This is a genomic window from Neobacillus sp. SM06 (assembly GCF_050496765.1).
In the GTDB taxonomy this organism is placed as follows: domain Bacteria; phylum Bacillota; class Bacilli; order Bacillales; family Cytobacillaceae; genus JAEVLT01.
The window spans coordinates 565979-591476 of the sequence record NZ_JBNWEO010000013.1 but is presented as its reverse complement, the minus strand read 5'-3'; the positions used below and the strand labels follow the sequence as shown (position 1 = coordinate 591476).

Here is a 25498-nt window from a genome sequence, read left to right as displayed (position 1 = left end):
TTAGGGAAAGCAGTAATGCCCGTGGAGGGCCAAAAAAGCCGGGGAACGGTCATTAGTCCAGTCAGTAATGCCCGTAGAGAGCCAAAAAAGCCGAGCGGCGGTCATTAGTCCAGTCAGTAATGCCCGTGGTGGGCCAAAAAAGCCGAGCGTCGGTCATTAGTCCAGTCAGTAATGCCCGTAGAGAGCCAAAAAAGCCGAGAAACGGTCATTAGGTCAGTCGGTAATGCCCTTAAAAAAACCGAGAAACGGTCATTATAGCCCGATTGTAAGACCCTTCATTAAATAACGGGGTATTAAGCGAAAATAAATGTTACTTTAAATGAAACGGGCATGATGACCGCGTTACAATGCCCGTTTTGTATTTTAATAAACCTGAAATTGTCCCATCATCCCGGCATCTTCATGTTCGAGAATATGGCAATGATACATAAAAATACCCGTTTGATCAAAATTGGCAATCGCTCTGACTTTTTCTCCCGGAGAGACAAGAATCGTATCTTTCCAGCCTGTTTCATTTGCAGGTGGAGGATTCCCGTTACGATCAAGAATCTGGAACTGCACTCCATGCGCATGGAAAGGGTGTGCCATTCCGCCCATCATTCCGCTGCCACTGCTATTGGTAATTTCCCAAATTTCAATGTTGTTTCGTCTTAGTTTTTCATCAATCCGGAACATGTCCATTTGCTTCCCGTTGATATTGACGTTCTTCCCCATCCCTTGAAAATCAAACCTTCGTGTCTGCACTGCTTTTGCCGGATCGATTGCTGGTATATCAACGAGTTTATCCGGTACCGCAGCAATGTTTCCAGTTTTCTTCTGAACGACAAAGGACATAAATGCTGTATTTTGATCCAGTAATTGAATCCGATCGCCTTTTTGTTTGGTTGAAAAATCAACAATGATTTCAGCGCGTTCTGCCGGCCCGAGTACGACTTTGGTAAGCGAGACAGGGCTTGGAAGCAGGCCGCCGTCGCTGCCGATTTGTTGAAATGTTTCATTGTTGCTGAGGTGAAATTGGTATGTCCGGGCATTTGAACCATTCAATAAACGCAGCCGAACCTTTCCTTTTGGAACATTTAAATACGGATTAACGACACCATTTACGAGAATGGTATTTCCCTGAAGCCCCATCATGACATCATGCATTCCCAATTTATAATCAAAGGTTCCATCAGAGTTAAAGTTTTTATCTTGAATAACAAGGGGAACATCATCGACGCCATATTGTTTCGGAATGTTCAGCTTGTCTGATGCATCATCGTCAATGAAAAATAATCCTGCCAGCCCCTTGTATACTTGTTCCCCTGTTTTATGCAAAAGATGCGGATGATACCAAAGGGTTGCAGCGGGTTGGTGAATGGTAAAAGTAGGGCTCCACGTGTCTCCCGGTTTGATTCTTGTATGCGGGCCGCCATCTTTTTCCCCATCGACTTCAAGACCGTGCCAATGCACAGTCGTATCTTCATTTAAGTTATTTTTCACTTTTACCGTTATTTCTTCGCCTTTTCGAACACGAATGACCGGTCCAAGATAATTGCCGTTGTACCCATAAGTTTGAGCCTTTTTTCCATTAAAAAATTCAGTGGTGGATTTTTGAACGGTTAAATGATATTCCCCTTTTCCGGGTTCCGGGTTTTGATCTTTAACTAAAGGAGGGATCGGCAGCGGTTTTTCCACGGATTGCGATTGCTTTTGAGTCCTAGGAGGTGACTGGTTATTCATCATTCCTCCACCGCCAGACATCATGCCACCCATTCCTTGATTTTGGGTGAAAAAAAACCAGACTGTACCAAATACCGCAATAAGTAAGACAACAATAATACCGGCTAGTTTTTTCAACTATTAGAACCTCCCTTTCTCATCGCTATTTTTTAACATTCCAAATCATTGGAAGATCATGCATTGAAAAGGGAGGCGGCATTTTTGGAAATGAATAAAAGGTAAGAGGTTTCAAGAAAGGAAAAGAAATACAGGGAAGAAAATACGGAGGAGGTCTTGCCTAATAAATCGCCCGTATTTCCGAAAATCGAACCGAAAACGTCTTTTGTTTTTCATCTTTCAGTGAAAGAATTTGCTCTTTTAAATTTAGTCCGTAGACACGACCTTTAAAAACGGCCAACGAACCATTTGCGGTATACTGAATGGTAATAGGCTTCTTATTAATCAGCTTTTTTAAATACATATTGATCTCCTCACTTTATTTGATTTACATAATTGATTATAGAATTGCTTTTTTAATAAAGAATGAAAAAGATGTAAAAGGTTTATTAAAAATCTATAAACAATGGAAACTCCTAAATAAAGGATACTAAATATTTAGTTCCATTGGTCCGCATTTTGCGTCTGCAGCACCGGGCGAGGCGAATAGACAGCCCATAAAGCAAGCTCTTACCGCTGAGGTCGGGGAATTGCCTAACAAATTACCAAAAACAAAACACTCACCACAACGAATTATACGTATAATGCTGGAAATGAGTTAACTAGCGTAAATAGTCAGGCTTATACGTAAACGTAGCCGTTTAGGTATGCTCAATGAAATTAATGCAGTATAAATATAAAAAAAATTTGAATGGAGGTAAGTTAATGAAAAAGTTAAATGGATTTGCAGCGGAAGTAATCAAAGAAATGATCTATGAAGGCGAATCAGTTTTTGAAATTGATGGAAAAAGGTATTATTTATCTTTTATTGAGAAGCCGGAAACAACGGAAAAAGAAGATGTTGAGCTTAATCAGGATTTAAAACAAAAATTATTACAGGCAAAAAAGGACATCGCAGAAGGCAATGTTTTTACAACCGATGGGGTTTTGGAGATGATTGAGCAAGGTGAACTCTAAAATGAAAATCAAATGGACAAAACAGGCATTGGAAGGGCTTCATCATATTCAAAGTCAGCATTTTACTGCAACTTAAACAAAGGAATATAAAAAGGGTTCGGAATCGTAGTAAGAAAGTGGAATTGCTCGCTCGCTGCAAGGATCATTCGGTGCCATACAAACGATATTATAAGGGTTTCCGTATGCTTACCCTAGGATGGACTGATGGGTATTCATTCATGCCTGTTGACTTCTCCCTATTGAGTTCCTTAACGATTGGCGGCCTTTTTTCTGAACTATGTGAAGAAATCAATGAACTGGATTGGTCTGTTGCTCTGCAGCAAGCTAATCGAGCTTCTTCAAGATACCATAAAAAAGACAAACAAGAGAGTCAAAAATTTAATTCAACGTCAACTTCAACAATGGATTGCGGGCCTTCCCAGTTATATCAAGGCTTATTTGCCAATTTTATTCTGCGAAAGTTGAGTTAATAAAATGAAACCTAATTTAAGGCTGTTAGCTATGCTAACAGCCTTAAGTTAGGTATTGGTCGGAATGGTTCACTGGATCTGGATCCCGTGATCCGAAACTCCCATTCTTTATGAAGAGACGTTTTCTTCATATAGGCAAATTGATACTCATTTTAGATTACATTTTTAATGTTTGCTATAGGAAACCGAACCTTTATAGAAATACAGCCTTACTTTTAATCATGAATCATTTATCCGCCATCACAGCATTTAATTGTTTTTTAAAGCTTTTTAAAATCGAGCCGTTCCAAAGGACATGGAGCATTGCTGCAATGTATGCCGCATAGACGAGGAGCTGAAGCACAGTTGGAGCCGCGACGTAGCCAATAAAGGCATGCAGCAATTTTCCTAGTAAACTTTCATCTGAAATAAAGGAACTTAAGTTCCAGGCGATCAAGTTGCCAAATGGTAAAATGCCTAAATCTTGCAGTGCCATTGTGACATGGGAGGCAAGACCCGCAGCAATGACAACAACCATACTTCCTGTCAACAAAAAGAACATGCGGAGATTTAAACGAATCGCTGCTTTTACTAGTAAATACGAAACGATTGCTGCCAGCAGCAGCCCAGCGAAAGCTCCGAGCATGAGCCCGCTGCCTTTTGCGGATGAATTTACTGCTGTAAGAAACAGTGCGGTTTCAATGCCTTCGCGGATGATGGTGACGAACGCCAAAAGGACAAGTCCCCACATTTGGTTGTTATTTAGAGCTGACGTGATTTGCTTTTCAAAATTGCTTTTTAAATGCTTGCTTTGTTTATTCATCCACAACACCATATACGATAGAATCGCGATGGCGATCGCAGCAACAACCACTTCGAAAATTTCCGCGTTTGTCCCCTCAAAATTGATCGAAAGCAATTGAATGAGATAGGCGATCAATCCGCTTAGCGCAATGGCCGCCCCTGAGCCTATCCATATGTACCGATGCTTGTCACGCTGATTCATTTTGCTCAAAATCCCAAGCAAGATTCCGACAACTAAAAATGCTTCAATTCCTTCCCGAAGTGTAATTAAAATACCTGCAAACATCCAAATCCCTCCGATATTGATAATCATTATCACTTAGTTGATAAAGAGATTATAACACGTAAATAAATGGTAAGAAAAGTGAATATCTTGTGAACAATTTAGGATTCGGGTTTTCCCCAGCTTTTCAGAAATTCTTACATTATTCTCAGATTTGTTTCATTTAGCTTTAAGTATTGATCGATACAATACAAGTAATAAATTATTTTCACTCAATTTAAGGAGGAGATTTTGAATGTTTGAGAAAAAGAAAGCAACAGACCCAGTATGCGGAATGGAAGTAACCGTAAATGATTCCACTCTTCGCACCACCTTTAACGGAAAGGACTACTATTTTTGTGCAAAGGCATGCTTAACGCAATTTGAAGCAGACCCAAACAAATATGTTTCTGGCTCAGATGAACACTGCTGCGGGGGAGGGCAATCAGAAGAATGCAAGCACGATCACGAGGGTCACGATCATCATGACCACCACGGGAAGCATGGACATTGCAACAATGGGGAAGAGCATGAACATAAATGTCATGGACAACACCATCATAGCCATCATTGATCGTTAACAAAGTGATTTTTCGAGAAAGGGGGGTTGCAAGATGAATGTTGGTCATGCAACTCATATACATGAAAATCACTGTACTGAATCCGACTTACATCCTGATGGTCCTAACGATCTGCACGAAGAAACGGAAGAGGAAGCCGAATATCGTCAATTAATGAAAAAATGGTGGTTTGCTGCGATCATATCGGTTCCCATTGTTCTCGTTTCCTATCCTACTGTATTTCCCGGCATTCGCGATTGGCTGTTAACTGACGATCAGCGGTTATGGTGGTCAAGATTGTTCATGGGATTGCTTGCCCTCCTTGTAATGATTTTCAGCGGTGGGCAATTTTTTTTAGGAATGTGGGAAGGATTAAAAAATCGCTTGGCGAACATGCACACTTTAATTGCCACGGGTATTAGTGCAGCATGGCTTTATTCCTTTACCGCCCTCTTTTTCCCGGGACTTTTTCCAAAATCAGAAATGGCAGAAGTCTACTATGATGTCACAACGGTTGTAACAGCTTTAGTCGTTCTGGGAATGGCAATGGAAGTAAAGGCGAAAGGCCGATCATCAGAAGCCATCAAGAAATTAATTGGCCTCCAGCCAAAGACGGCGAATGTGCTCCGTGATGGAAAAGAAATGAAAGTTTCAATTGAAGAAGTCCGTATTGGTGATTTGGTTGTTGTTCGTCCCGGTGAAAAAATTGCGATTGATGGGATTATCGTTGAAGGAAATTCAGCTATCGACGAATCGATGCTGACAGGTGAATCCATGCCTGTGGAAAAAGCGGCAGGCAGTGAAGTGTTTGGAGGTACATTAAATAAAACAGGCAGTTTTACGTTTAAAGTTACGAAAGAACAACAGGAATCCGCTCTGGCAAATATCGTCGAGATGGTTAAACAGGCACAAGGATCACGCGTTCCCGTGCAAAAAATTGTCGATCAAGTCTCGGCCTATTTTACACCGGGGGTCATGATTGCCGCGATCCTAGGCTATATTGTTTGGTTTAATTTTGGACCGCAGCCGAGCTGGATCTATGCTTTAATCGTTGCGGTGACAACCGTCATCATTGCCTGCCCGTGCGCTTTAGGAATGGCAACACCAATGTCATTAACAACAGGTGTTGGCAAAGGCGCCGAGCATGGAATTTTAATCCGTTCTGGTGAGGCGTTGCAAATTGCCGAAAAACTGCAGACCATCGTCCTTGATAAAACAGGGACAATTACAGAAGGAAAGCCTTCTCTTACCGATGTTGTCTCACTTGGCGGTGATAGGGAGGAAACGTTGCTGCAAATCGCCGCGTCGATTGAACAAGGTTCCGAGCATCCGCTTGCCAGTGCGATTTTAGAGAAGGCCGGGGAGATGCAAATCCCGCTGCTTAAAGTAAAAGGATTTAACGCGATTCCAGGACATGGTGTAGAAGGAATAATTGAAGGCAAAAGAGTTTTTTTCGGAAATCGTAAGCTAATGAAGAAAGAAAACATTCCACTAACAGAATTCAACCGATTTGCTACAACTATGGCCGATCAGGGAAAAACACCGATGTTTTTGGCCATTGATGGAAAGGCAGCTGGTGTGATTGCTGTTGCTGATACTGTTAAAGAAGATTCGGCTGAAGCGATTCGGGAATTGCAAAAGCTAGGCCTTGAAGTGGTCATGATGACAGGAGACAATGAGCGAACCGCTCGTGCGATCGCAACACAAGTTGGGATTGAACGCGTACTTGCCGATGTCCTTCCGCAGGATAAATCGGAAAACGTTCGTAAATTGCAGATCAGTGGCAGCAAAGTAGCGATGGTTGGAGACGGCATCAATGATGCACCGGCCTTAACCCAGGCAGATGTAGGGATCGCGATTGGCACAGGAACAGATGTGGCAATTGAAGCAAGTGATATAACGTTAATTTCCGGAAGCTTAAAAGGGGTTGTCAGCGCAATCAAAATTAGCCGAGCAACGATGAGAAACATTTATCAAAATCTCTTTGGTGCATTTATTTATAACACCATCGGCATCCCAATTGCCCTTGGAGTATTATACCCATTTACCGGGATCTTATTGTCACCCCTTTTAGCAGCAAGTGCGATGGCATTTAGCTCCGTAACCGTTGTCTTAAATGCCAATCGCTTAAAACGCCTGCAAGTAATCAATCGATAAAGGGGGAGGACAAATGGATATCGCAAATCTGAGTGTGACGATTGGCGGGTTGCTGTTAATCGGGTTGATTGCCTGGTTTTTTTGGGGACCGAAAAAAGGTGGGAGTCTTGCTGAGATCGGATCATCCGGCATTCAGGAGGCATCCATCCGAGTGAAAAATGGCGGTTATACGCCAAATCGTATCATTGTTCAAAGCGGAAAGCCCGTAAGGTTTGAATTTTTGCGAGAAGAAAAAGCAGCCTGCTCAGAAATGGTTGTTTTCCCTGATTTTGAAAAAAGTGCTACCCTTCCTGCCGGCAAGAAAGTCGTCATCGAGCTTCCGCCAATGGAAGATGGAACATATGAATTTACTTGCCAAATGGGGATGTACAGAGGCACAATGGTTGTCAAAAAATAGCCGAGAGGACAACTCAGTTTATGAATGAAGGTGATCGTTTGAATGTACAAGAGCAGGCAGTAACAGATAATCTGCCAGGTCAACCAAAAAAGGAGAAGGGCATTCTCAAGGCAATTGGTTCCATTCTTCTGGCAATTGTGGCTTCTTCACACCATTGGGTTCACACCTTACTAATTGCCCTTGGCCTCACTACTTTAGGCACCGGGTTATTATCACTTTCGCCATGGGTGAAACTTTCGTTTATGCTCGTTTCTCTGCTCGTATCCGTATGGATGATTCGTGTCGCCATTCGCAAATGGCATCATCATCGTCCTGTTGCATGGGTTTATTTGATTTCTTCTATCCTATCCATCGTGATTGTGTTAACCGCTTTGCCGCAAGTAATGGCTGGCAACAACAGCCCAAGCCAGCCGCAGATTCAGCAAACGGATCACCAACAACACCATTAATAAATTTTTCAAAAAAGCTGACATCCATCTGTCAGCTTTTTCTATTGTTATTTTTGAAATTGTTTGACAAGTTTAATTTTCGAAAAGTTTTTGTAATGTAACTGGAACAAAAAAACCTAAATTTCTCGATAATTCGACGGTATTCTAATGTTGTAAAAGCGAGAAATAAAGCAAAAATGTGAAATAGTAAACAAGGTTGATAAAAGTTTTCAAAATGTACATATTTAGTAGGAAGGAGTATAAGGTAGTGAAGAAGAAATTTATTATTGTCTCATTAATTGCCACATTAGGAACAGGAGGCTTTTCCAGTCTCACTACTACAGCAAAAGCAGCGGCCAATAATACATATGATCTGGAAGCAAAGATCAAAGTTGCAAACAGCACGATTAGCAATTTACAAATCCAAATGAAAACTGCCCAACAGGAATCGGATAACCTGACAAATGCTATTCTTGATACCCAAGCGAAAATTAGCGAAAAAACTCAACAAATTGCGCAGACTCAGCAAAGCATTGCCAGCTTGCAAACGCAAATAAGTGAGTTAACAAAACGGATGGAGCAAAGAAACAGCTTATTGAAAGAACGTGCCCGTTCTTATCAAGATTCAGGCGGAACGATTAAGTATGTAGAAGTTTTACTGGGTTCCCAAAGCTTCAGTGACTTTATCGATCGTGCAGGGGCAGTTGCTACGATGGTTGAAGCAGATCGTGAAATTTTAAAGGAGCATGAGACAGATAGAGAAACAGTGGAAAAATCGCAAGCGAAAATGAAATCCGAACTTGCATCATTGGAAACGATGACAAATGACTTAAAAAAAATGGAAGCCAGCTTAGCAGCTAAGAAACAGGAAAAAGATCATTTTGTCTTAGGATTAAAAGAAAAAGAGAAATCCATTCAGGCTGAGGTTGGTAGATTACAAGCCGAAAAGTCAGTGTTAATTACTAAAAATGTTGAAATAGAAAAACAGAATTTACTCGCGGTAAGTAGTGACAAGAGCCAACAGGCACAACAGCCGAAACAGACGGGAAGTACTCCTGCTAATACAGTTTCAGTTCAAACGAGTGGAAACGGATTGTTAATTTGGCCGACAATAGGCGGGATTATTACGACATATCAAGGAATGCGTTGGGGTGAGTTCCACAAAGGAATTGATATTGCACGGCCTGCTGATTATTCAATTTTGGCTGCAAATGGCGGAACCGTTGCATATGCAGGATGGATCAATGGCTATGGGAATGTGGTTCGAATCAACCATCCCAATGGTTATTTAACCCAATATTCTCATTTAGCATCAATAAACGTCTCGGTAGGACAAACCGTAAATCAAGGCAGCAAGATTGCGATTATGGGTTCAACCGGTTATTCAACAGGCATTCATCTTGACTTTGAAGTCTATCAAAATGGCAAACTATTAAATCCAATCGATGTTCTGCCAAGACGCTAAAAGCTTGAATACATAAGAAATGGCGGCTGTACAATCGGCCGCCTCATTCTTTTCGTGTGGAAAGTTGCGGATAGGAACGGCTATGTTGTTGGGCATACCCATCTATCACTTGAAAAATGGATTTTAGCATTCTTATGTGATTCTCAGTTCTGTTTCAGCTAAAGTTCAGAAACAATGCTTAAAATGGAACGAAAGATTTTTTTAAAAATCTACGTATGAAAAATGTGAAGTGTAAGTGCATATTGGAGATGATTTCGTGAAAAAAATAAAAGTTAAAAAATATGGGTTGGAACTGGTGTTTGTCGTCATTGTGATTGCGGCTATGATTCCAATCGTTTTAGATGCCGTTGCGAATGTTAAAAATCAGGGGGAAAATCAGGGTACACGCGTCGAAATTTCGATGTCAGGATTTACGCCGCCGGTTATTCGGGCAAAGGCTGGAGAAAAGATCACGATTCAATTGGTGAATCCGGATAATTCCCAGCACTCAGATGGAGGCGGATGGCATCAGTTTGCCAGTGATGAACTAAAAATAGATTATAAACTGCCACCTGAATCGACAAAAACGATTCAATTAAAAGTAGATCAACCTGGTGAATATGTGTTTTATTGTGATGTATGCTGCGGAGGGAAAGAAAACCCATCCATGCAAGGTAAATTAATTATTACATAATCGGGGTAGATAAAATGAAACTACCATTAAAAACCATTATCACCTACCTGCTTCTGTTTTTTCTGTTGTTTTTCTTTGCCCTCCTGTTTAATCAAAAAGTGATCGCGACAAATATTGCAGTAACATCCGGCATTGTTCTCTTAATGGGACTTATGCTGGTGGCTGGGATATTAGATGGTTTTAACCCATGTGCATTTAGCACACTGCTGTTATGGATCGGATATTTGCTTAACCGTTTTGGAGCTGAGATTGGAAATGGTCAAACCATTGCAGAACAGAGAAAAAATATACTTGGTTATGCATTTATTTATGCTTTTGGGATTTTTTTTATTTATTTCCTATTAGGAGCAGGAATGATCGAATTTCTTCGGGTATCTGCTATCCAAACAAAAATCATCCTACAGATCGCTGGATTGGTAGTCGTGGTTTTAGGCGTTTTAATGTTGCGGGATTCGTTTTTCACACAGTCAAAAGCATGGATTAAAATGCCAGCCTTTTTACACCCGTTCTATAAGAAGTTTAGTAAACCGGCTTCAAAATTTGGCAGCTTTTTAAGCGGAATCGTTGTTGGACTCTGTAGTGTGCCTTGCGGGGGAGCTATTTATATGGCTGTTTTGATTATGATCCAATCAAAGTCTTTCACAATGAAGTATCCACTGTTATTGATTTATAATATTGGCTTTATTTTTCCTGTTATTCTGCTTGCATTCCTGCTTTCAAATAAAAAACTTTTGCAGACAATTAGCCAAGACTTCATCATGATACGAAAGAGATTAAGAATTATTATTGGGATTGTGACGATTTTATTGGGATATATTTCAATTGTTTTGGCATGAGGTTAACGAAAAGCTGTGTCAGACCAAGAATATAAAATACAATCATTGAAATAGGCAACTTATTTTTCTTTCGTTTTTAATATAATGATAGTATGAAAGGTAGGGAGGAATACACATGTGCGCAAAAATTCTCGTTGTTGACGATGACCAAAAAATCACAACGATGATGAGGAGAGGGCTTACTTTTGAAGGGTTTGATGTAGATGCTGCAAATAACGGCAGGGAGTGCTTGATGAAAGTGTTGGAGAATTCTCCTGACTTGGTTATTTTAGATGTAATGATGCCGGATATGGATGGGCTGGAAGTGTGCAGAAGATTAAGAAAGGATGGAAATATTCCGATTTTGATGGTAACAGGAAGGGATTCTGTAACCGATCGAGTGGAGGGGCTTGAAACCGGGGCAGATGACTATCTGATCAAGCCGTTTGCATTCGAAGAGCTGGTTGCCCGCGTGAAGGCGCTGCTCAGGAGAACCGAAACAGCGGGCAACCCGGCGGATACGCTCCATTTTGCCGATTTAACGCTTGATCTTGCTGCCTATTCAGCAATAAGGAACAATCGCCCAATCGAATTGTCGACAACGGAATTTAATTTGTTAAAACTATTTATGCAAAATCCAAAAAGGGTTTTGTCCCGTGATTTGATCATGGAAAAGGTTTGGGGATACGATTTTCAAGTGGAATCCAATGTTTTAGAAGTGTATGTTGGCTACTTAAGGCATAAATTGGAACTACATTCGGAGCCTAGATTGATCCATACCGTTCGCGGTACTGGGTATGTATTGAGGGAGTGAGGAAATGCCAATACGTTTGCGGCTAACCCTTTGGAACAGTGCCATTTTTGGTACCATTTTGGCGCTCATTATTTCCCTCATTTATTATGCTCATTACCGATCACATTATCAAGATGTTGACACGATGCTTAGGACAATAACCTCCCATGTCCATGAAGAGCTGAATAAACAATTGAATAATGGAAAAAAACTCGAGGACATTCAAGTTTCCACCGATGAACTTGGGATCAATCAAGTGGCTGTTATGATCAGAAATCGATCCGGAAAGCTGATTGAAACGAACGATCATCCATTTTTTAAAAATCACAATCCGGAATGGATGAAGGCAGAAGCAACACAAGAAGCTTTCATGACGATAAAAGATGATGCTGGAAAAAGAATTCGGATATTGACCACAGCCATTCATCAAAAAGGTAAATTTGCTGGCTACATTCAAACACTCTACCCACTGAGTGAACTGGATCAATCATTGTTAAAGTTTAGATGGCTGGTTATCGCGTTGACGGTATTTAGTATCATAATTGCCTCGATTGCTGCCTGGTTTTTAGTGAAAAGGACATTGTCAAGGGTGGACTTAGTCCGAAAAACGGCGAACGCCATCGCCGTTTCTCAAGATTTTCAGCAGCGGGTGATGCACACCGGTCCATCCGATGAACTTGGCAAATTGGCAGAAACATTTAACAGCATGCTTGACAGCTTGGAGAAGGCCTATACGAATCAGAAACGATTTCTCTCGGATGCTTCGCACGAGCTTCGGGCGCCGCTAACAACAATCAGGGGCAATCTCGATATTTTGACAAAAGTGAAAAAAATCCCTGAAGGTGAAAAGGCGGAGATTTTGACGGATATTCGAAACGAAGCCATCCGGATGTCAAAGCTCGTTTCGGATTTGCTTTCACTTGCAAGAGTCGAAGCAGGGCAGGTCGGGAGCAAAAAGGTTGTTTGTCTGTCGGCGATGACAAAAGGAGTGCTTGCGGAAATTGTTTCATGGGAGAAAACAATAACAGTTGAATCCGAAATGGATGAGAATGTATGTGTTTGGGGTGAGGAAGATTCCCTCAAGCAGTTGATGATCATCCTAGTTGATAATGCAATAAAATACTCTCCGCCAAATGGTTCGATTCTTGTAAAAATTACGAGGGAAAACGAAAAAGCAGTAATCGCTGTGAAAGATTCCGGCATTGGGATCGAGGATAGCGAGCTGTCACACATTTTTGAACGCTTCTATCGCACCGACGCTGCGAGGAGGCATTCTCAAGATGGCACAGGCCTTGGACTTGCGATTGCAAAATCGATTGTCGAAGAAAATCAAGGAACGATTTTCGTAAAAAGCAAGGCTCGTGAAGGTACAGAATTCAGAATTGCGTTTCCGCTTCTTAAGTAACCCGATAAAAATTCACAAAAACTCCATAAAAGTAGTTTATGATAATGCAAATGTTCGATATATTAGGATAGAAACCTATCGTACGCTCGAACTTTATTTTTGGAGAGAGGGATAGAGATGTTATCAATTTTATTGGCCGGGACAGCACCGGGGATGGCTTTGTTGAGTTATTTTTATTTAAAAGACAAGTATGAGCCGGAGCCGGTGTTATTAGTGGTTCGCACCTTTCTTTTCGGTGCACTGTTAATTCTTCCGGCAGCTTTTATTGAATATGTGCTGAATATTGAAAACATAGGCAGTTCGGAACTAAGCAGTTCCTTTCTCACTTCTGGAATGCTTGAGGAATCGTTTAAATGGATTGTTCTCTTTTATTCAGCATACCGGCATGTCGAATTTGATGAGCCCTTTGATGGCATTGTGTATGGAACCTCGGTTTCATTAGGGTTTGCTACCGCTGAAAATATTATGTATTTGCTTTCAAATGGAGTGGAATACGCATTGAATCGAGCACTGTTCCCGGTCTCAAGCCATGCCTTGTTTGGCGTGATCATGGGCTATTATCTAAGCAGGGCGAAATTTGCAGCCCGGTCAAAGTGGGCGTGGATGGTATTGTCCATTGCCGTTCCATCAATCCTGCACGGCATCTTTAACTATATTTTAATCAAGGAAACTTCCTGGCTGACAATGATGGTTGCTTATATGATCTTTTTGTGGTGGTTTGGCATGAAAAAAATCCATATCGCTGAGCTATTAAGCAAAGCGCATTTTAGCAAACAGTACAGCATGCAAAAAGCACTCAATTCAACATTAGCCTGATCGAAGAGGACGAATCGGATTCGCCCTCTTTTTTTCGGGCCAATCTTGCACGATTTTTCGTTAAAGTTCTTATGTTGTTCTTATCATCAATTCAGTTTGTTCTTAGAATGCTTTTTTAAAATGAAACAAAGGTTTACGTATTTATAAACGTTTTTCTCGAAAGAAGGGTGTAAAATGGTTTTTCTCTCTGGTTAAAATTCCGGCTAGGTGATTAGTTTAAAAAAAGATCGATGGAAATGAGGAATTGTCTCGATGATACCTATTTTTAGTATTGGTCCCATTACCTTTTATTTTTTCGGCTTAATGATTGCCGTCGGAGCATTGGCAGGACTTTACTTTTTAACGACTGAAGCCAAAAAGCAGGGCTTAAACCATGAATCGTTAATGGAAATTGCGATTTATTCCGTCATCGGCGGGATTATTGGTGCAAGGATTGTGTATATACTTGTTTACGATCCTTCTTATTATTTAGCAAATCCGATGAAAGTTTTTGCGATTAGTGAAGGCGGACTTTCGATCCATGGCGGTATTTTAGGCGGATTATTGGTTGGCTTATGGCTGTTGAAAAGGCGTGGAATTCCAATTTGGCAAACATTGGACATAATTGCCCCGGCGATTATTTTAGCGCAAGGAATTAGCCGGATTGGCTGTGACGTATTCGGCGGGCCGATTTCGCGCAGCTTGCCTTGGGGAGTCGAGGTAAACGGTGAGTACCTTCATCCAGCCCAAGCATATGAATTTTTATTAGACTATTTGCTGTTTGGCTACTTGTGGCTGCGGTTGAGGAAACCTGCCTATCGAGGGCAAGTGTTTCTTCATTATTTGATTGGGTATATGATCATTCGCGGAATTGTCGAGTTTACTCGTGTGAATCCGATCGTATTTGGTCCTTTCAGTGTCAGCCATGTATTAAGTTTAATTGGTATCCTTTTCGGGATCATTTTAATTTGGTTCCGCCGTAAAAGTCCAGCCGTGAACGAGAGAGTTGATATAAAAAAGCGCGATTATGTAAAAACAGTACTAACTGTGCTGACGTTAATGATCATCTCATTAGTGATTTATTACACCATTCGCGGCTAAAATCTTTCTTTTCATATCTTTCATTCAGCTTAAACTGAACAAAGCGAGATATATTGTAGGTAAAATAGAGGGAGGAATGAGAACAATGCTAAAAAAATATACCGTCCCAATTCTCATTGTCTTAGTGATTGTACTTGTTTTGGCACTGCTTGGAAAATGGACTTGGTTAGTATGGGGTATCATCCTTCTCCATCCACTAATGCATCTATTTGGCCATAACCATTCAGGATCCCAACATCATGCGCAAAAGAAGGATACAAATCATCATCACTAACTCACTGTTTAGTCAAAATTTATCGTGGTGGATGTGCAAGAACGAAAAAAAGTAGCATTATTACTTGCATACTATACTAGGGTATACTATAATAAACACAAGGAGGCAACCTAAATGGCATCCGAATGGCAAAATGATCACCTTGATGATGGAAACTGCATTTCCTTTTTAGAGGAACAAAAAAGCACCCATTCTGAAAAAGTGAAACAAAACCTCGTATCCCGGTTAAATCGGATCGAAGGTCAAGTTCGGGGCATAAAAAGATTAGTTGAAAGAGATACTTACTGTGATGATGTTATTACCCAGATCGCTGCCATTCAAGCGGCATTAAACAGTGTTGCGAAACTCCTTCTTGATGGTCATTTGCGCAACTGTGTGGTGGAAAAAGTTCAAAATGGTGATCTGGCAGTAGTAGATGAATTATTGTTAACCATTCATAAATTAATGAGAAAATAAAAGGAGACGATTATAATGGAAAAAATCACACTAAATGTACAAGGCATGTCTTGCGGACATTGTGTAAAATCGATTGAAGGCAGCGTTGGTGAATTGAAAGGAGTATCAACTGTAAAAGTACATCTTGAAAATGGAACAGTGGATGTTGAATACAATTCTAATGAAGTGACAGTAGAAAAAATTAAAGAAACGATTGATGATCAAGGTTATGAGGTAAAATAAAGAAAATTGAGGAGTGCTAATCTTAGCACACTCTCTATTTTTCAAAAAAATATACCCCAAGTAGGTATTAAAATTAGGAGGGAATGAACATGGCGGGACAGACAAATGCAAAAATGCAGGCAGCTGCCGCAGGTGGTGAAAATATTACCTTGAACATCACAGGGATGACATGCGCGGCATGTGCGGCACGAATTGAAAAAAATTTGACGAAACTGCCGGGAGTTGAGAAAGCAAACGTCAACCTGGCAACAGAAAAAGCATCGGTTGCCTTTAATCCTGCAGAAGTTTCAATTGATGAGATTATTGCAAAAGTGAAGAAGACCGGATACGGGGTACAGGAAGAAAAAGTCCAGCTTGATATTATAGGCATGACTTGTGCTTCCTGTGCAACCCGTGTTGAAAAAGGGTTGAATAAGGTGGAAGGTGTAACAAAAGCCATCGTCAACCTGGCAACAGAAAAAGCAAGTGTTGAATATATTCCTGGAAACACGAATATTGATCAAATCATTGCAGCCGTCAAAAAAACCGGATATGACGCCAAGGTTATTGGCGAAGCAGATGCAGATTATGAAAAAAGTGCAAGAGAGAAAGCGTACAAAACACAAAAAACAAAATTTACGGTTGGAGCGATTTTGTCGATTCCGTTCTTGCTGCAAATGATCTCCGATTTCTTGATGGAATATGGAAGCGGAGGATTCTTTGAAATGAATCCATGGCTTCAATTTTTACTCGCTTCCATCGTCCAGTTTTACGTTGGCGGACACTACTATCGCGATGCCTATAACGCTGTTCGCGGCGGAAGTGCAAACATGGCTGTACTTGTTGTTCTTGGAACATCTGCAGCATATTTATACAGTTTAGTTGTTACCATTATGGGAACGGGCCAATTTTTATATTTTGAAGCAGCTGCAATCGTTATAACGTTGATTGTCCTCGGAAAATTGCTTGAAACACGGGCAAAGGGGCAAACATCTGAAGCGATCAAAGCACTCATGGGCCTGCAAGCGAAAACAGCTCGAGTTATTCGTGACGGTGTTGAAATGGATATTCCAATCGAGGATGTTCAATTAAATGACATTGTTTTCGTCAGGGCTGGAGAGAAAATCCCTGTTGACGGAGAAATAATGGAAGGCAGCACATCTGTGGATGAGTCGATGTTAACCGGTGAAAGTATGCCAGTTAGTAAAAAAGTCGGTGACCAAGTCATTGGCGCAACGATGAATAAACACGGAGCCTTTAAATTTAAGGCAACGAAAGTCGGCAAAGATACGGCATTGTCGCAAATTATTAAGCTTGTTGAAGAAGCCCAAGGATCGAAAGCACCAATTCAACATTTAGCAGACCAAATTTCGGGAATTTTTGTCCCAATTGTTATTGGTATTGCAGTGATTACATTTGCGATAACGTATTTTCTTGTCGGGTTCACTCCTGCACTCGTTAGCATGATCGCTGTGCTTGTCATTGCCTGCCCATGTGCCTTAGGTCTTGCAACTCCAACAGCAGTCATGGTTGGTACCGGAAAGGGTGCCGAGAACGGCTTGCTGATCAAGGGAGCGGAACACTTGCAAAATTCACAGCGTGTGACAACGGTTGTGTTGGATAAAACGGGTACCATTACAAAAGGTGAACCGGAAGTCACCGATATTATTTCCTTTGGGAATCAGTCTGAAGAGGAATTGCTGAAACTTGCAGCTGTTGCTGAAAAAGGTTCGGAGCATCCGCTTGGTGAAGCGATTGTCAATAGTGCAAAAGAAAAGGGATTTTCGCTTCAAGATGGGAAAAACTTTGCAGCCATCCCTGGCCATGGGATTCAAGTGGAAATCGATCAGCAAATGGTTCTAATTGGCAATAAAAAGTTAATGAACAAGAACAATGTCGACATTCAACAAGCACTTAACAAAATGGAAAAACTCGAAGGCGAAGGAAAAACGGCAATGCTGATGGCATTAGATGGAAGGTTAGCGGGGATTGTTGCCGTTGCCGACACCGTGAAAGAAACATCTGCTGAAGCGATTAAAAAGATGAAGGATTTGGGTATCGAAGTGATCATGATTACCGGGGATAACCGACTTACTGCCGAAGCCATTGCGAAGCAAGTTGGAGTTGACCGCGTTCTTGCCGAAGTTTTACCAGAAGATAAATCGGCTGAAGTAGAAAAATTAAAGCAAGAAGGAAAGATCGTTGCCATGGTTGGCGATGGTATCAATGATGCCCCTGCCCTTGCCGCAGCCGATGTTGGGATTGCGATTGGAACAGGGACAGATGTGGCAATTGAAGCAGCAGATATTACGTTGATGCGCGGCGACTTAATGGGGATTGTCGATACCCTTCGGCTTTCAAAAGCAACCATGCGGAAAATTCGCCAGAATCTTTTCTGGGCTTTTGCGTATAACATTATTCTGATTCCGGTTGCCGCTTTTGGTTTACTAAATCCGGTTCTTGCCGGTGCGGCGATGGCGTTCAGCTCTGTATCGGTAGTAGGAAATACCTTATTTTTACGCAGATGGCAGCCAGTGCATTAAACAGATTCTCATAGTAAAAGGGCTTCAACCTCATGCAGGTTGAGGCCTTTTAAAATTAAGCAGACATGGCAAAGTGGTGACATTCCTGCGCACATTTTAAACAAACCCGTGCACAATGCTGTGATAGTTGATCTCGGTGTCTCGCACACTCGTTTCCACATGTTTCACAAATATGGGCACAGATTTGTGCCATCATTCGGCTGATATGACTATTTCTAGCGATGAAACTGGCGGTTAGATGACAAATATCAGCACAATCCCGTAATAATTCAAGTTGATGTTTCCGGTGCGAAACCTCCTCGTGATGCAACAGGTGAGTAATCATATGGTCGCATGTGGCAGCACACTGTTGAAGGGTACTAAGTAAATTTGCTGGATACATCATAGTAGAATGATCCATGTGCATGGATCCCGCCTGATGCATAGAACTTGGTGAAACATTTTGCATCATTCCAAATTGATTCATTAAGGATACCTCCGTTTTTTTATTTTGCGTTAGTATCATATGACGAGGACAAATGTCATGTTACCTAGGGTTTTTTTCGCTTCTAATGTATAAATCACCGTCACACTGGAAAAAAAGAGAGTAAAAAAGTGTTAGGTGGAAAAAATGGGCGAAAAATTGGTAAACAGCTATCAAATTTTGGATTCGTTACGGCTGCCAAACGGCTTGTACTTAGCTTCTTTGTCAAAGGATTATGAATATGTCTGGTTGAGGGATTCTTTTTATATGTCCTTGCCCTATTTAACGAAAAACGATGGCATTTATGAAAAAACGTATCATCGCATTTTGGATCTTTTTAAAGAATATGAATGGAAAATTGACATTCACACTAGGCAGAGACCGCGGGAACAATGGGAATACATCCATGCACGGTATTCTGCCCACGAGGTAAAAGAGCTGGATGTACCTTGGGGACATGCGCAGCATGATGCGATTGGCGCCGTTCTTTGGGGAATTGGCACCGGGAAGAAGGTTGGAAAGTCGATTATTCGAGACACAAAAGATCATGAAATCATCCAAAAACTTGTGTGGTACTTAAACTGTGTGCACTATTGGGAGGATCCGGATAATGGCATGTGGGAAGAATGGCGCGAAGTTCATTCCAGTTCGGTCGGAGCATGTGTAGCAGGACTTGAGGCGGTTAGGGATATTGTTTTTGTTCCCCGCGAATTAATTTTAAATGGATACAAAACACTTGCAGCGCTTTTCCCGCGTGAAAGCGACGATCGTCCAGTTGATTTAGCGCAAATGAGCCTCATTTTTCCATATCGTGTTCTTTTTGGCGATGATGCCCGGATCGTCTTGCAGCAAATCGAAACAAATTTGCTGAGAGAACGGGGAGTTATTCGCTACCAGGGAGATTCGTATTATTCAACAATCGAAGCTGAGGGAAGGCACCACACGTTGACTTATTATTATGGTACGGAGGCGGAGTGGACCTTCGGTTATCCGTGGCTTGCCCTTTGCTACCTTGAATTAGGTGATTTTTCAAAAGCAAAACAGTACTTGGAGCAAACAGAAAAACTGATGCTTGAAGATGGCAGCCTTCCGGAACTGTATTTTGCCGGAAGCAGCAAGTATAACACCAATACACCATTAGGCTGGGGCAGCGCGCTTTACATTTTAGCAAAAGAAAAAATCGAACAGCTTCATTAACCGTTCGCAATAAATTGGACACATTCGCAGTTTGAATGGGTCCAGCCTTCTTTAGCGGCTTTTAACCAACAAATTGACTGCTTCATCGATCGAGTTGGATTGTGTTCCATTGGAATTTTCACTCTGCTTGAGGCATTCTTGTAAATTAACAGCAACAATATAGGCGAGCGCTTTATCTGAAGCATTTCTTACTGCTGTTAATTGATGAACCACTTCCTTGCAGTCTTTGTTTTCATTCATTAGTTTTAATACTCCGCGTATTTGTCCTTCAATTTTTCTCAGCCGGCTTTTTACATCATTTGTATAAATCATTGATGGCTCTCCTCCTTGAATTTCCTATACATCTACTATATAGGGTATATATGAAGAATCTATATAGAAAGTTTGCAGGATCGATGGAGTTTGCGTTTTCATAAAGCTGTCACAGCATCTCCCGAAAGTCTGCATATTTTTTTAGAAAAATAAAGGTGTAAATAAGGATGGCCTTCCTTAGTTTGCAGTATTCAAGATTTTGTCAATAGATTATTAACATTTTGTGAAGATGTTCACATAGCCAACATTTTAATGATGAAATACGATATATTGTAAGTGTAATCAAAAAATAAATTATTAAAGGGGAGCGATCATTATGGTTGCCAAATGGTTAAGAGGGAATTCAATCTCTGCAGGTATTTTAGTAGTTTTACGGCTTTATCTTGGGTACACATTCCTAACTGCCGGTTTTCATAAATTAACAGGGGGCTTCGATGCATCCGGCTTTTTAAAAGGAGCGATTGCCAAGCCAGTCAAAGGCCCTGAAGGAGATATTCTTTATGGCTGGTATGTTTCTTTCTTGAAAGGGTTTGCCTTGCCGAATGTGGATCTATTTAATACCATTGTACCGCTTGGTGAGTTTCTAATCGGTTTAGGGTTGATTCTTGGTTGTTTAACAACAGCAGCAGCATTTTTCGGTCTTGTTATGAATTTTTCGTTTATGTTCGCTGGGACGGTTTCTTCCAACCCGCAAGATATTTTGCTTGGCGGAATCATTCTCTTCGCAGGCTACAATGCAGGTAGATATGGCTTGGATCGCTGGGTAATTCCTTATATTCGCAAAACCGTCTTTAAGCAAAATGCGGATGCAGCAGCAGGAGAAAATGTTTAAAAAAGAAAGTCAAAATCACAAAAAAGCTGCTGAATACAATCAGCAGCTTTTTACTGAAATTCTATTGAACGGTAAATTGACCCATCATGCCGGCATCTTCGTGTTCGAGAATATGGCAGTGGTACATGAAAGTGCCTGAATGATCGAAGGTGGCAATGGCCCTTACTTTTTCCCCAGGATTTACAAGAATCGTATCTTTCCAGCCCGCTTCGTTGGCAGGCGGCGGGTTTCCATCCCGATCAAGGATTTGGAATTGGACGCCATGGGCATGGAAAGGATGTGCCATACCGCCGCCCATCATACCGCCGCTTGCGTTTGAAATTTCCCAAATCTCCGTATCATGCAACTTCAACTGCTCATCAATTCGGTTCATATCCATTTGCTTGCCATTAATATTGACATTTGAACCCATTCCTTGAAAAACAAATTGGCGCGTCCGGACAGCAGTTGACTCGTTTATTTTTTGAATATCGACGAGTTTACTAGGAAGATCATCCGTTTTTAGCGGTTTATTTTTCACCACAAATTTCATCAATTTTGCATCCTGATTCATGACATAAAGGCTATCACCTTCCGAAAGGGATGAGAAATCTATGATCATTTCTGCTCTTTCCCCGGCAGCGAGAATGACTTTTGTCATGGAAACGGGAGCGGGAAGCAGTCCGCCGTCACTGGCAATTTGATCAAATGGCTGGTTGTTGCTTAATCGAAATTCGTATGCCCGGGCATTTGACCCGTTTAACATACGGAATCTTACTTTGCCGCGAGGAACATTTAAGAACGGATTGATCGCTCCATTGACGAGAATTGTATTTCCTTGAATCCCCATCATGACTTCTTGCATGCCCAGTTTATATTCAAAGGTGCCATTTGAATTGAATTGGCGGTCTTGAATAACAAGAGGGAAATCGTTAACGCCATATTCATTTGGAAGATTCAGGCTGTCAGAAATATCATCATCAATATAAAATAATCCAGCAAGCCCTTTATAGACTTGTTCACCTGTTTTGTGCAACAAATGTGGATGATACCACAGCGTCGCTGCCGGCTGGTTGATCGTAAATCTTGGGTTCCAGGTTTCGCCAGGCTGAATTTCCTGATGCGGCCCTCCATCTTGGTCGCCATTTACTTTAAGACCGTGCCAGTGGACCGTTGTTCCTTCATTTAAATCATTTTTTACTTTAATCGAAACTTCGGTTCCATTTCGAACCCGGATAACAGGACCGAGGAAGTCGCCATTGTACCCTAAAGTCGGCGTGCCTTTTCGTTGAAAAAACTCTTTCGTTGCTGACTGAACGGTTAATTGAAACTCTGCTTTTTTTGGTTCCGTACTTGTATTTTTCACTAATGGCGGTATGGGGAGGGCAACTTCCCGTCCATTGGCAGAGGACGGCAGATTCGTCCGATTGCTGGTAAAAAACCGGCTGATCCCGATCGGAATGACCGAAACAGCCAATACTCCCGCTGCGCCTTTCAGAGAGGTTGAAATGAATTTTCTTCTGCTATATTTTTTATCCATGTAGCGTCCTCCTTTTTCAATCTAATTATGGCTTGATTGCATTATTTCGTCGAGCGGAATGCACTTTTCCGATTTTTCACAAAAATAAAATGATGCTGGCTGTCTATCCACAGCCAGCTTTTAAAAAAATGCAATTGTTATTCCGGTTTGTTTTTCGCATTTGGATCGGGTTGATATGTTGTCTGATAGTCTTGATATTTGACCATGGTAATCATTCCGGCAGATGCGTGGTGCAGATCGTGGCAATGGAAAAGCCAATTTCCGGGATTATCAGCTTTAAAGGCAACAACATATTCATCTCCAGGCTTTAAATTGATCGTATCCTTACTAATCGGGGATCCTTCAACCGGTTTGCCGTTTTTACTTAGCACTTGGAAGGAGTGACCGTGCAAATGCATCGGGTGATTAGCGGCTCCTGATTTATTTACAAGCTTTACTTTGACCGTATCGCCTTTTTTCACTTGGATATTATCCGTATTTGGAAATGTCTTGTCATTAATGGTATAAACCATTTGATTGTTATTCATTGCTGTATTTAAATTCATTGTGTATTCCACATCGTATTTTTGATCTAAAGTAAATGGTCCGTTTGCCTTTATCCCATAATTTTCCAAATCAAAAAATGGCAGTTTTTGATTCATATCCGATTGATCTGTCGTATTGGTTGCACCATCGTATTGAATATACGTTGCCATTCCTTTTGCTGCCTTTTGATCAGGATCATGGCTTTCCAAATACCATTTCCCTGGGTTATTGGCCGTAAATTCAATATCATAGCGTTCGCCTGGTGCAATCGTGATCAACTGGTCTTTGATCTCTTTTGGTTGATTTAGATCGATTCCGTCTGTCGCCACTACTTTAAAACTTTGGCCATGCAGGTGGATATTGTGCGGCAGGAAGCCAATATTTAGCAACCGCAGGCGGACTTTTTCGCCTTTTTTCACATTAATCGGCTGAATGCTTTTGCCGCTTTTTCCATTAATGGTGTAGACATCATACATGCTCATATTATCTGCCATCATGCTGGCGTTGTTGGAAGTTTGACTGCTATTGTTATTGCTATTGTTGTCCATGCCTGCCATTCCACTCATGCTGCCGCTGTTTGTATTGCCCATATTCATCCCTTCCATGGATGCATTTGGGTTGCTGATCCATTCATCCAGCATAAGGGTGTAATCTTTGCCGTAAGTCTTTTGGGCTGGTTCGACAATAAAGGCACCGTAAAGGCCTTTGTCAAGCTGTTTCACACCGTCCTGGTGGGTATGGTACATATAGGTTCCAGGTACTGTTGGTGTGAATTCATAAGTGAAAGACTTTCCGGGCTGAACAGCATCTTGAGTAACACCAGGAATTCCGTCCATTGGGTTGGGTAACGTGATGCCGTGCCAATGAATCGAAGTCGGCTCCGGCAGTTCGTTTTTTAACGTAATTTTAACAGGAGTACCTTGCTTTACGCGAATTTCTGAACCAGGTACGGAACCGTTAAAAGTCCACGCATCGACTTTCAATTTGTCTGTGATCTCAAGCGATGCCTCTTTAGCCACAAGGGTAAATTCATTTCCTGTGAGCGTTTTCGTATCGGTTGCTTGAATAGAAGAGGAATTGGTTGTGGATGTTTTTTCGGCAGATCCCATATCCATATTGCCCATGCTATTGCTGCTCTTGTTATTTGAACAGGCAGAAAGGATTACTAGAACAAATAATCCTAAAATAGTAAATTTTATTTTCACTATGCAAACCTCCTAAAATCTTATTGAGAATGATTATAAATTATACATTTGCAGAATATGTGGATTCGAAAATTTTTATTAAAAAATTATTATTAAAAAAGATTCATTTCAATTTTAAAGCTAAACCGCTATTCTTATGTTTTTCTAAGGTTTATCTTCCTTTGATTTAAGAATTCTTCATTAAAATGGAAAAAGATTATCAGTTAACAGAATTTAAAAATTGTTTATGAGGTGATGAGGATGAAATTCAAAAAATCTCTAATTTCAATTACCGTTGTTGTCTTAATTTCTTTAGTCGGATATTGGGCATACAAATCGCTTACCGACTCAAAAGTGCTGCCGGGGATTCTTCAGGCCAACGGAACGATTGAAGGGAATGAAGTGACGGTGGGCAGTGAAACGAGCGGACAGGTGACAAACGTAAAAATTAAAGAAGGGGATTTGGTGAAAAAAGGTCAATTATTGCTTTCAATTGATGATAACGTCCAAAAAGTGCAAATTGAACAAGCAAAAGCTCAGCTTGATCTAGCGGAAGTTCAACTGCAGCAAGCATCAAACCAAAAAGAATACAAGACGGCGGTATTACAAAAAAATTTAGCGGAAGCAAATGTTAAAGCGGCACAATTATCACTTGATAAAACAATAATCAAATCTCCAATGGACGGAATTGTGGTAAACCAATTGGTAAATCAAGGTGAATTGGTCACACTGGGTTCTCCGGTAGTTCGTTTACAGGACAATCAAGAGATGACCGCTGACGTATTTATCACGGAAAAAGATTTAGGGAAGGTAAAAATCGGTGATGAGGTACGCATTTATTCAGATTCATTTGCAAATAAGTATGCAACTGGCAAAATCTCTTGGATTGACACAACAGCGCAATTCACTCCTAAAAATGTGCATTTAAAAGATGAGCGGGAGAGGCTTGTTTATAAAGTAAAAGTGCGGTTTAAAAATACTAAAGGGTTGTTTAAAAGCGGAATGCCGATTGATGCAAAAATCCGCATTAAAAATGATGCCAACTGGGAGTAG

25 protein-coding genes and 2 pseudogenes are annotated in these 25498 nt (G+C 41.1%); 21 read left to right on the top strand and 6 right to left on the bottom strand.

The window, feature by feature from the left end:
* Positions 1-363: 363 nt before the first annotated feature.
* A complete protein-coding gene (locus tag ACQYAD_RS08005) occupies positions 364-1839 on the bottom strand; it encodes a multicopper oxidase family protein (protein WP_430236975.1) in 1476 nt (491 codons plus the stop codon).
* Between the two features lie 160 nt (positions 1840-1999).
* Positions 2000-2182 carry a hypothetical protein gene (locus tag ACQYAD_RS08000; protein ID WP_430236973.1) on the bottom strand — a complete coding sequence of 61 codons (183 nt, stop codon included), beginning with the start codon at positions 2180-2182 and terminating at the stop codon, positions 2000-2002.
* Positions 2183-2583: 401 nt separating this feature from the next.
* On the opposite strand from ACQYAD_RS08000, the gene ACQYAD_RS07995 reads away from it, so the two are divergent.
* The 3 genes and pseudogenes from ACQYAD_RS07995 to ACQYAD_RS07985 form a co-directional block, all read left to right on the top strand.
* Positions 2584-2835 carry a hypothetical protein gene (locus ACQYAD_RS07995; RefSeq protein WP_430236972.1) on the top strand — a complete coding sequence of 84 codons (252 nt, stop codon included), beginning with the start codon at positions 2584-2586 and terminating at the stop codon, positions 2833-2835.
* Between the two features lie 95 nt (positions 2836-2930).
* Positions 2931-3083 (top strand): annotated as a pseudogene (locus ACQYAD_RS07990) (IS4 family transposase); the annotation flags it as partial.
* 3 nt (positions 3084-3086) lie between these two features.
* A pseudogene (locus tag ACQYAD_RS07985) lies at positions 3087-3300 on the top strand (IS4 family transposase); the annotation flags it as partial.
* A 231-nt stretch (positions 3301-3531) separates the two neighbouring features.
* Here the strand turns inward: ACQYAD_RS07985 and ACQYAD_RS07980 are convergent.
* On the bottom strand, positions 3532-4374 hold the full coding sequence (locus tag ACQYAD_RS07980) for an FTR1 family iron permease (protein ID WP_430236970.1): 843 nt from the start codon (positions 4372-4374) through the stop codon (positions 3532-3534).
* A 232-nt stretch (positions 4375-4606) separates the two neighbouring features.
* On the opposite strand from ACQYAD_RS07980, the gene ACQYAD_RS07975 reads away from it, so the two are divergent.
* The 16 genes from ACQYAD_RS07975 (at position 4607) to ACQYAD_RS07900 (ending at position 20073) form a co-directional block, all read left to right on the top strand.
* Positions 4607-4924 (top strand): YHS domain-containing protein, encoded by a 318-nt coding sequence (locus ACQYAD_RS07975; protein ID WP_430236968.1) that lies wholly within the window; start codon positions 4607-4609, stop codon positions 4922-4924.
* 40 nt (positions 4925-4964) lie between these two features.
* Positions 4965-7067, top strand: a complete 2103-nt coding sequence (locus ACQYAD_RS07970; RefSeq protein ID WP_430236966.1) for a copper-translocating P-type ATPase — start codon at positions 4965-4967, stop codon at positions 7065-7067.
* Positions 7068-7080: 13 nt separating this feature from the next.
* Positions 7081-7464 carry a cupredoxin domain-containing protein gene (locus tag ACQYAD_RS07965; RefSeq protein ID WP_430236965.1) on the top strand — a complete coding sequence of 128 codons (384 nt, stop codon included), beginning with the start codon at positions 7081-7083 and terminating at the stop codon, positions 7462-7464.
* A 20-nt stretch (positions 7465-7484) separates the two neighbouring features.
* Complete coding sequence (locus tag ACQYAD_RS07960; protein WP_430236964.1) at positions 7485-7913, top strand: hypothetical protein; 429 nt, start codon at positions 7485-7487, stop codon at positions 7911-7913.
* A gap of 247 nt (positions 7914-8160) precedes the next feature.
* A complete protein-coding gene (locus ACQYAD_RS07955; RefSeq protein ID WP_430236963.1) occupies positions 8161-9357 on the top strand; it encodes a murein hydrolase activator EnvC family protein in 1197 nt (398 codons plus the stop codon).
* Between the two features lie 256 nt (positions 9358-9613).
* Positions 9614-10030, top strand: coding sequence for a cupredoxin domain-containing protein (locus ACQYAD_RS07950; protein ID WP_430236962.1), 417 nt, complete (start codon positions 9614-9616; stop codon positions 10028-10030).
* 14 nt (positions 10031-10044) lie between these two features.
* Positions 10045-10866 (top strand): cytochrome c biogenesis CcdA family protein, encoded by an 822-nt coding sequence (locus ACQYAD_RS07945; protein ID WP_430236961.1) that lies wholly within the window; start codon positions 10045-10047, stop codon positions 10864-10866.
* Positions 10867-10981: 115 nt separating this feature from the next.
* Complete coding sequence (locus ACQYAD_RS07940; RefSeq protein WP_430236960.1) at positions 10982-11659, top strand: response regulator transcription factor; 678 nt, start codon at positions 10982-10984, stop codon at positions 11657-11659.
* A 4-nt stretch (positions 11660-11663) separates the two neighbouring features.
* Entirely contained in the window at positions 11664-13043 is a 1380-nt protein-coding gene (locus ACQYAD_RS07935) for a sensor histidine kinase (protein WP_430236958.1), read from the top strand.
* 117 nt (positions 13044-13160) lie between these two features.
* The gene (gene prsW, locus ACQYAD_RS07930; RefSeq protein WP_430236956.1) at positions 13161-13859 is read left to right on the top strand and encodes a glutamic-type intramembrane protease PrsW; all 699 of its coding nucleotides are present in this window, start codon (positions 13161-13163) and stop codon (positions 13857-13859) included.
* 252 nt (positions 13860-14111) lie between these two features.
* A complete protein-coding gene (gene lgt / locus ACQYAD_RS07925; protein ID WP_430236954.1) occupies positions 14112-14939 on the top strand; it encodes a prolipoprotein diacylglyceryl transferase in 828 nt (275 codons plus the stop codon).
* A gap of 85 nt (positions 14940-15024) precedes the next feature.
* The gene (locus tag ACQYAD_RS07920) at positions 15025-15213 is read left to right on the top strand and encodes a DUF2933 domain-containing protein (protein WP_430236953.1); all 189 of its coding nucleotides are present in this window, start codon (positions 15025-15027) and stop codon (positions 15211-15213) included.
* A 114-nt stretch (positions 15214-15327) separates the two neighbouring features.
* Positions 15328-15669, top strand: a complete 342-nt coding sequence (locus tag ACQYAD_RS07915; protein WP_430236951.1) for a metal-sensitive transcriptional regulator — start codon at positions 15328-15330, stop codon at positions 15667-15669.
* Positions 15670-15684: 15 nt separating this feature from the next.
* On the top strand, positions 15685-15891 hold the full coding sequence (gene copZ, locus ACQYAD_RS07910) for a copper chaperone CopZ (RefSeq protein WP_430236949.1): 207 nt from the start codon (positions 15685-15687) through the stop codon (positions 15889-15891).
* A gap of 89 nt (positions 15892-15980) precedes the next feature.
* Positions 15981-18413, top strand: coding sequence for a heavy metal translocating P-type ATPase (locus ACQYAD_RS07905; RefSeq protein ID WP_430236947.1), 2433 nt, complete (start codon positions 15981-15983; stop codon positions 18411-18413).
* A gap of 610 nt (positions 18414-19023) precedes the next feature.
* Complete coding sequence (locus tag ACQYAD_RS07900) at positions 19024-20073, top strand: glycoside hydrolase family 15 protein (RefSeq protein WP_430236945.1); 1050 nt, start codon at positions 19024-19026, stop codon at positions 20071-20073.
* Positions 20074-20124: 51 nt separating this feature from the next.
* On the opposite strand, the gene ACQYAD_RS07895 is transcribed toward ACQYAD_RS07900, so the two are convergent.
* Entirely contained in the window at positions 20125-20385 is a 261-nt protein-coding gene (locus tag ACQYAD_RS07895; protein ID WP_430236944.1) for a metal-sensing transcriptional repressor, read from the bottom strand.
* A 316-nt stretch (positions 20386-20701) separates the two neighbouring features.
* Here ACQYAD_RS07895 and ACQYAD_RS07890 point away from each other — a divergent pair, with 316 nt between their 5' ends.
* A complete protein-coding gene (locus ACQYAD_RS07890) occupies positions 20702-21217 on the top strand; it encodes a DoxX family protein (RefSeq protein ID WP_430236943.1) in 516 nt (171 codons plus the stop codon).
* 61 nt (positions 21218-21278) lie between these two features.
* Here ACQYAD_RS07890 and ACQYAD_RS07885 read toward each other — a convergent pair whose 3' ends face one another.
* Together ACQYAD_RS07885 and ACQYAD_RS07880 are read right to left on the bottom strand one after the other, a co-directional pair.
* Positions 21279-22736 (bottom strand): multicopper oxidase family protein, encoded by a 1458-nt coding sequence (locus ACQYAD_RS07885; RefSeq protein ID WP_430236941.1) that lies wholly within the window; start codon positions 22734-22736, stop codon positions 21279-21281.
* Positions 22737-22873: 137 nt separating this feature from the next.
* On the bottom strand, positions 22874-24466 hold the full coding sequence (locus ACQYAD_RS07880) for a multicopper oxidase family protein (protein WP_430236939.1): 1593 nt from the start codon (positions 24464-24466) through the stop codon (positions 22874-22876).
* Between the two features lie 240 nt (positions 24467-24706).
* Here ACQYAD_RS07880 and ACQYAD_RS07875 point away from each other — a divergent pair, with 240 nt between their 5' ends.
* Positions 24707-25498 carry an efflux RND transporter periplasmic adaptor subunit gene (locus ACQYAD_RS07875; RefSeq protein ID WP_430236936.1) on the top strand — a complete coding sequence of 264 codons (792 nt, stop codon included), beginning with the start codon at positions 24707-24709 and terminating at the stop codon, positions 25496-25498.

Excerpts from the sequence above, each read along its gene's own strand:
- ACQYAD_RS07940 (WP_430236960.1), top strand. The coding sequence starts at position 10,982 with ATGTGCGCAAAAATTCTCGTTGTTGACGATGACCAAAAAATCACAACG.
- ACQYAD_RS07975 (WP_430236968.1), top strand. The coding sequence starts at position 4,607 with ATGTTTGAGAAAAAGAAAGCAACAGACCCAGTATGCGGAATGGAAGTA.
- prsW (WP_430236956.1), top strand. The coding sequence starts at position 13,161 with ATGTTATCAATTTTATTGGCCGGGACAGCACCGGGGATGGCTTTGTTG.
- ACQYAD_RS07905 (WP_430236947.1), top strand. The coding sequence starts at position 15,981 with ATGGCGGGACAGACAAATGCAAAAATGCAGGCAGCTGCCGCAGGTGGT.
- ACQYAD_RS07995 (WP_430236972.1), top strand. The coding sequence starts at position 2,584 with ATGAAAAAGTTAAATGGATTTGCAGCGGAAGTAATCAAAGAAATGATC.
- ACQYAD_RS07935 (WP_430236958.1), top strand. The coding sequence starts at position 11,664 with ATGCCAATACGTTTGCGGCTAACCCTTTGGAACAGTGCCATTTTTGGT.
- lgt (WP_430236954.1), top strand. The coding sequence starts at position 14,112 with ATGATACCTATTTTTAGTATTGGTCCCATTACCTTTTATTTTTTCGGC.
- ACQYAD_RS07980 (WP_430236970.1), bottom strand. The coding sequence starts at position 4,374 with ATGTTTGCAGGTATTTTAATTACACTTCGGGAAGGAATTGAAGCATTT.
- ACQYAD_RS07875 (WP_430236936.1), top strand. The coding sequence starts at position 24,707 with ATGAAATTCAAAAAATCTCTAATTTCAATTACCGTTGTTGTCTTAATT.
- copZ (WP_430236949.1), top strand. The coding sequence starts at position 15,685 with ATGGAAAAAATCACACTAAATGTACAAGGCATGTCTTGCGGACATTGT.
- ACQYAD_RS07915 (WP_430236951.1), top strand. The coding sequence starts at position 15,328 with ATGGCATCCGAATGGCAAAATGATCACCTTGATGATGGAAACTGCATT.
- ACQYAD_RS07885 (WP_430236941.1), bottom strand. The coding sequence starts at position 22,736 with ATGGATAAAAAATATAGCAGAAGAAAATTCATTTCAACCTCTCTGAAA.
- ACQYAD_RS07890 (WP_430236943.1), top strand. The coding sequence starts at position 20,702 with ATGGTTGCCAAATGGTTAAGAGGGAATTCAATCTCTGCAGGTATTTTA.
- ACQYAD_RS07965 (WP_430236965.1), top strand. The coding sequence starts at position 7,081 with ATGGATATCGCAAATCTGAGTGTGACGATTGGCGGGTTGCTGTTAATC.
- ACQYAD_RS07900 (WP_430236945.1), top strand. The coding sequence starts at position 19,024 with ATGGGCGAAAAATTGGTAAACAGCTATCAAATTTTGGATTCGTTACGG.
- ACQYAD_RS07920 (WP_430236953.1), top strand. The coding sequence starts at position 15,025 with ATGCTAAAAAAATATACCGTCCCAATTCTCATTGTCTTAGTGATTGTA.
- ACQYAD_RS08000 (WP_430236973.1), bottom strand. The coding sequence starts at position 2,182 with ATGTATTTAAAAAAGCTGATTAATAAGAAGCCTATTACCATTCAGTAT.
- ACQYAD_RS07945 (WP_430236961.1), top strand. The coding sequence starts at position 10,045 with ATGAAACTACCATTAAAAACCATTATCACCTACCTGCTTCTGTTTTTT.
- ACQYAD_RS07895 (WP_430236944.1), bottom strand. The coding sequence starts at position 20,385 with ATGATTTATACAAATGATGTAAAAAGCCGGCTGAGAAAAATTGAAGGA.
- ACQYAD_RS07970 (WP_430236966.1), top strand. The coding sequence starts at position 4,965 with ATGAATGTTGGTCATGCAACTCATATACATGAAAATCACTGTACTGAA.
- ACQYAD_RS07960 (WP_430236964.1), top strand. The coding sequence starts at position 7,485 with ATGAATGAAGGTGATCGTTTGAATGTACAAGAGCAGGCAGTAACAGAT.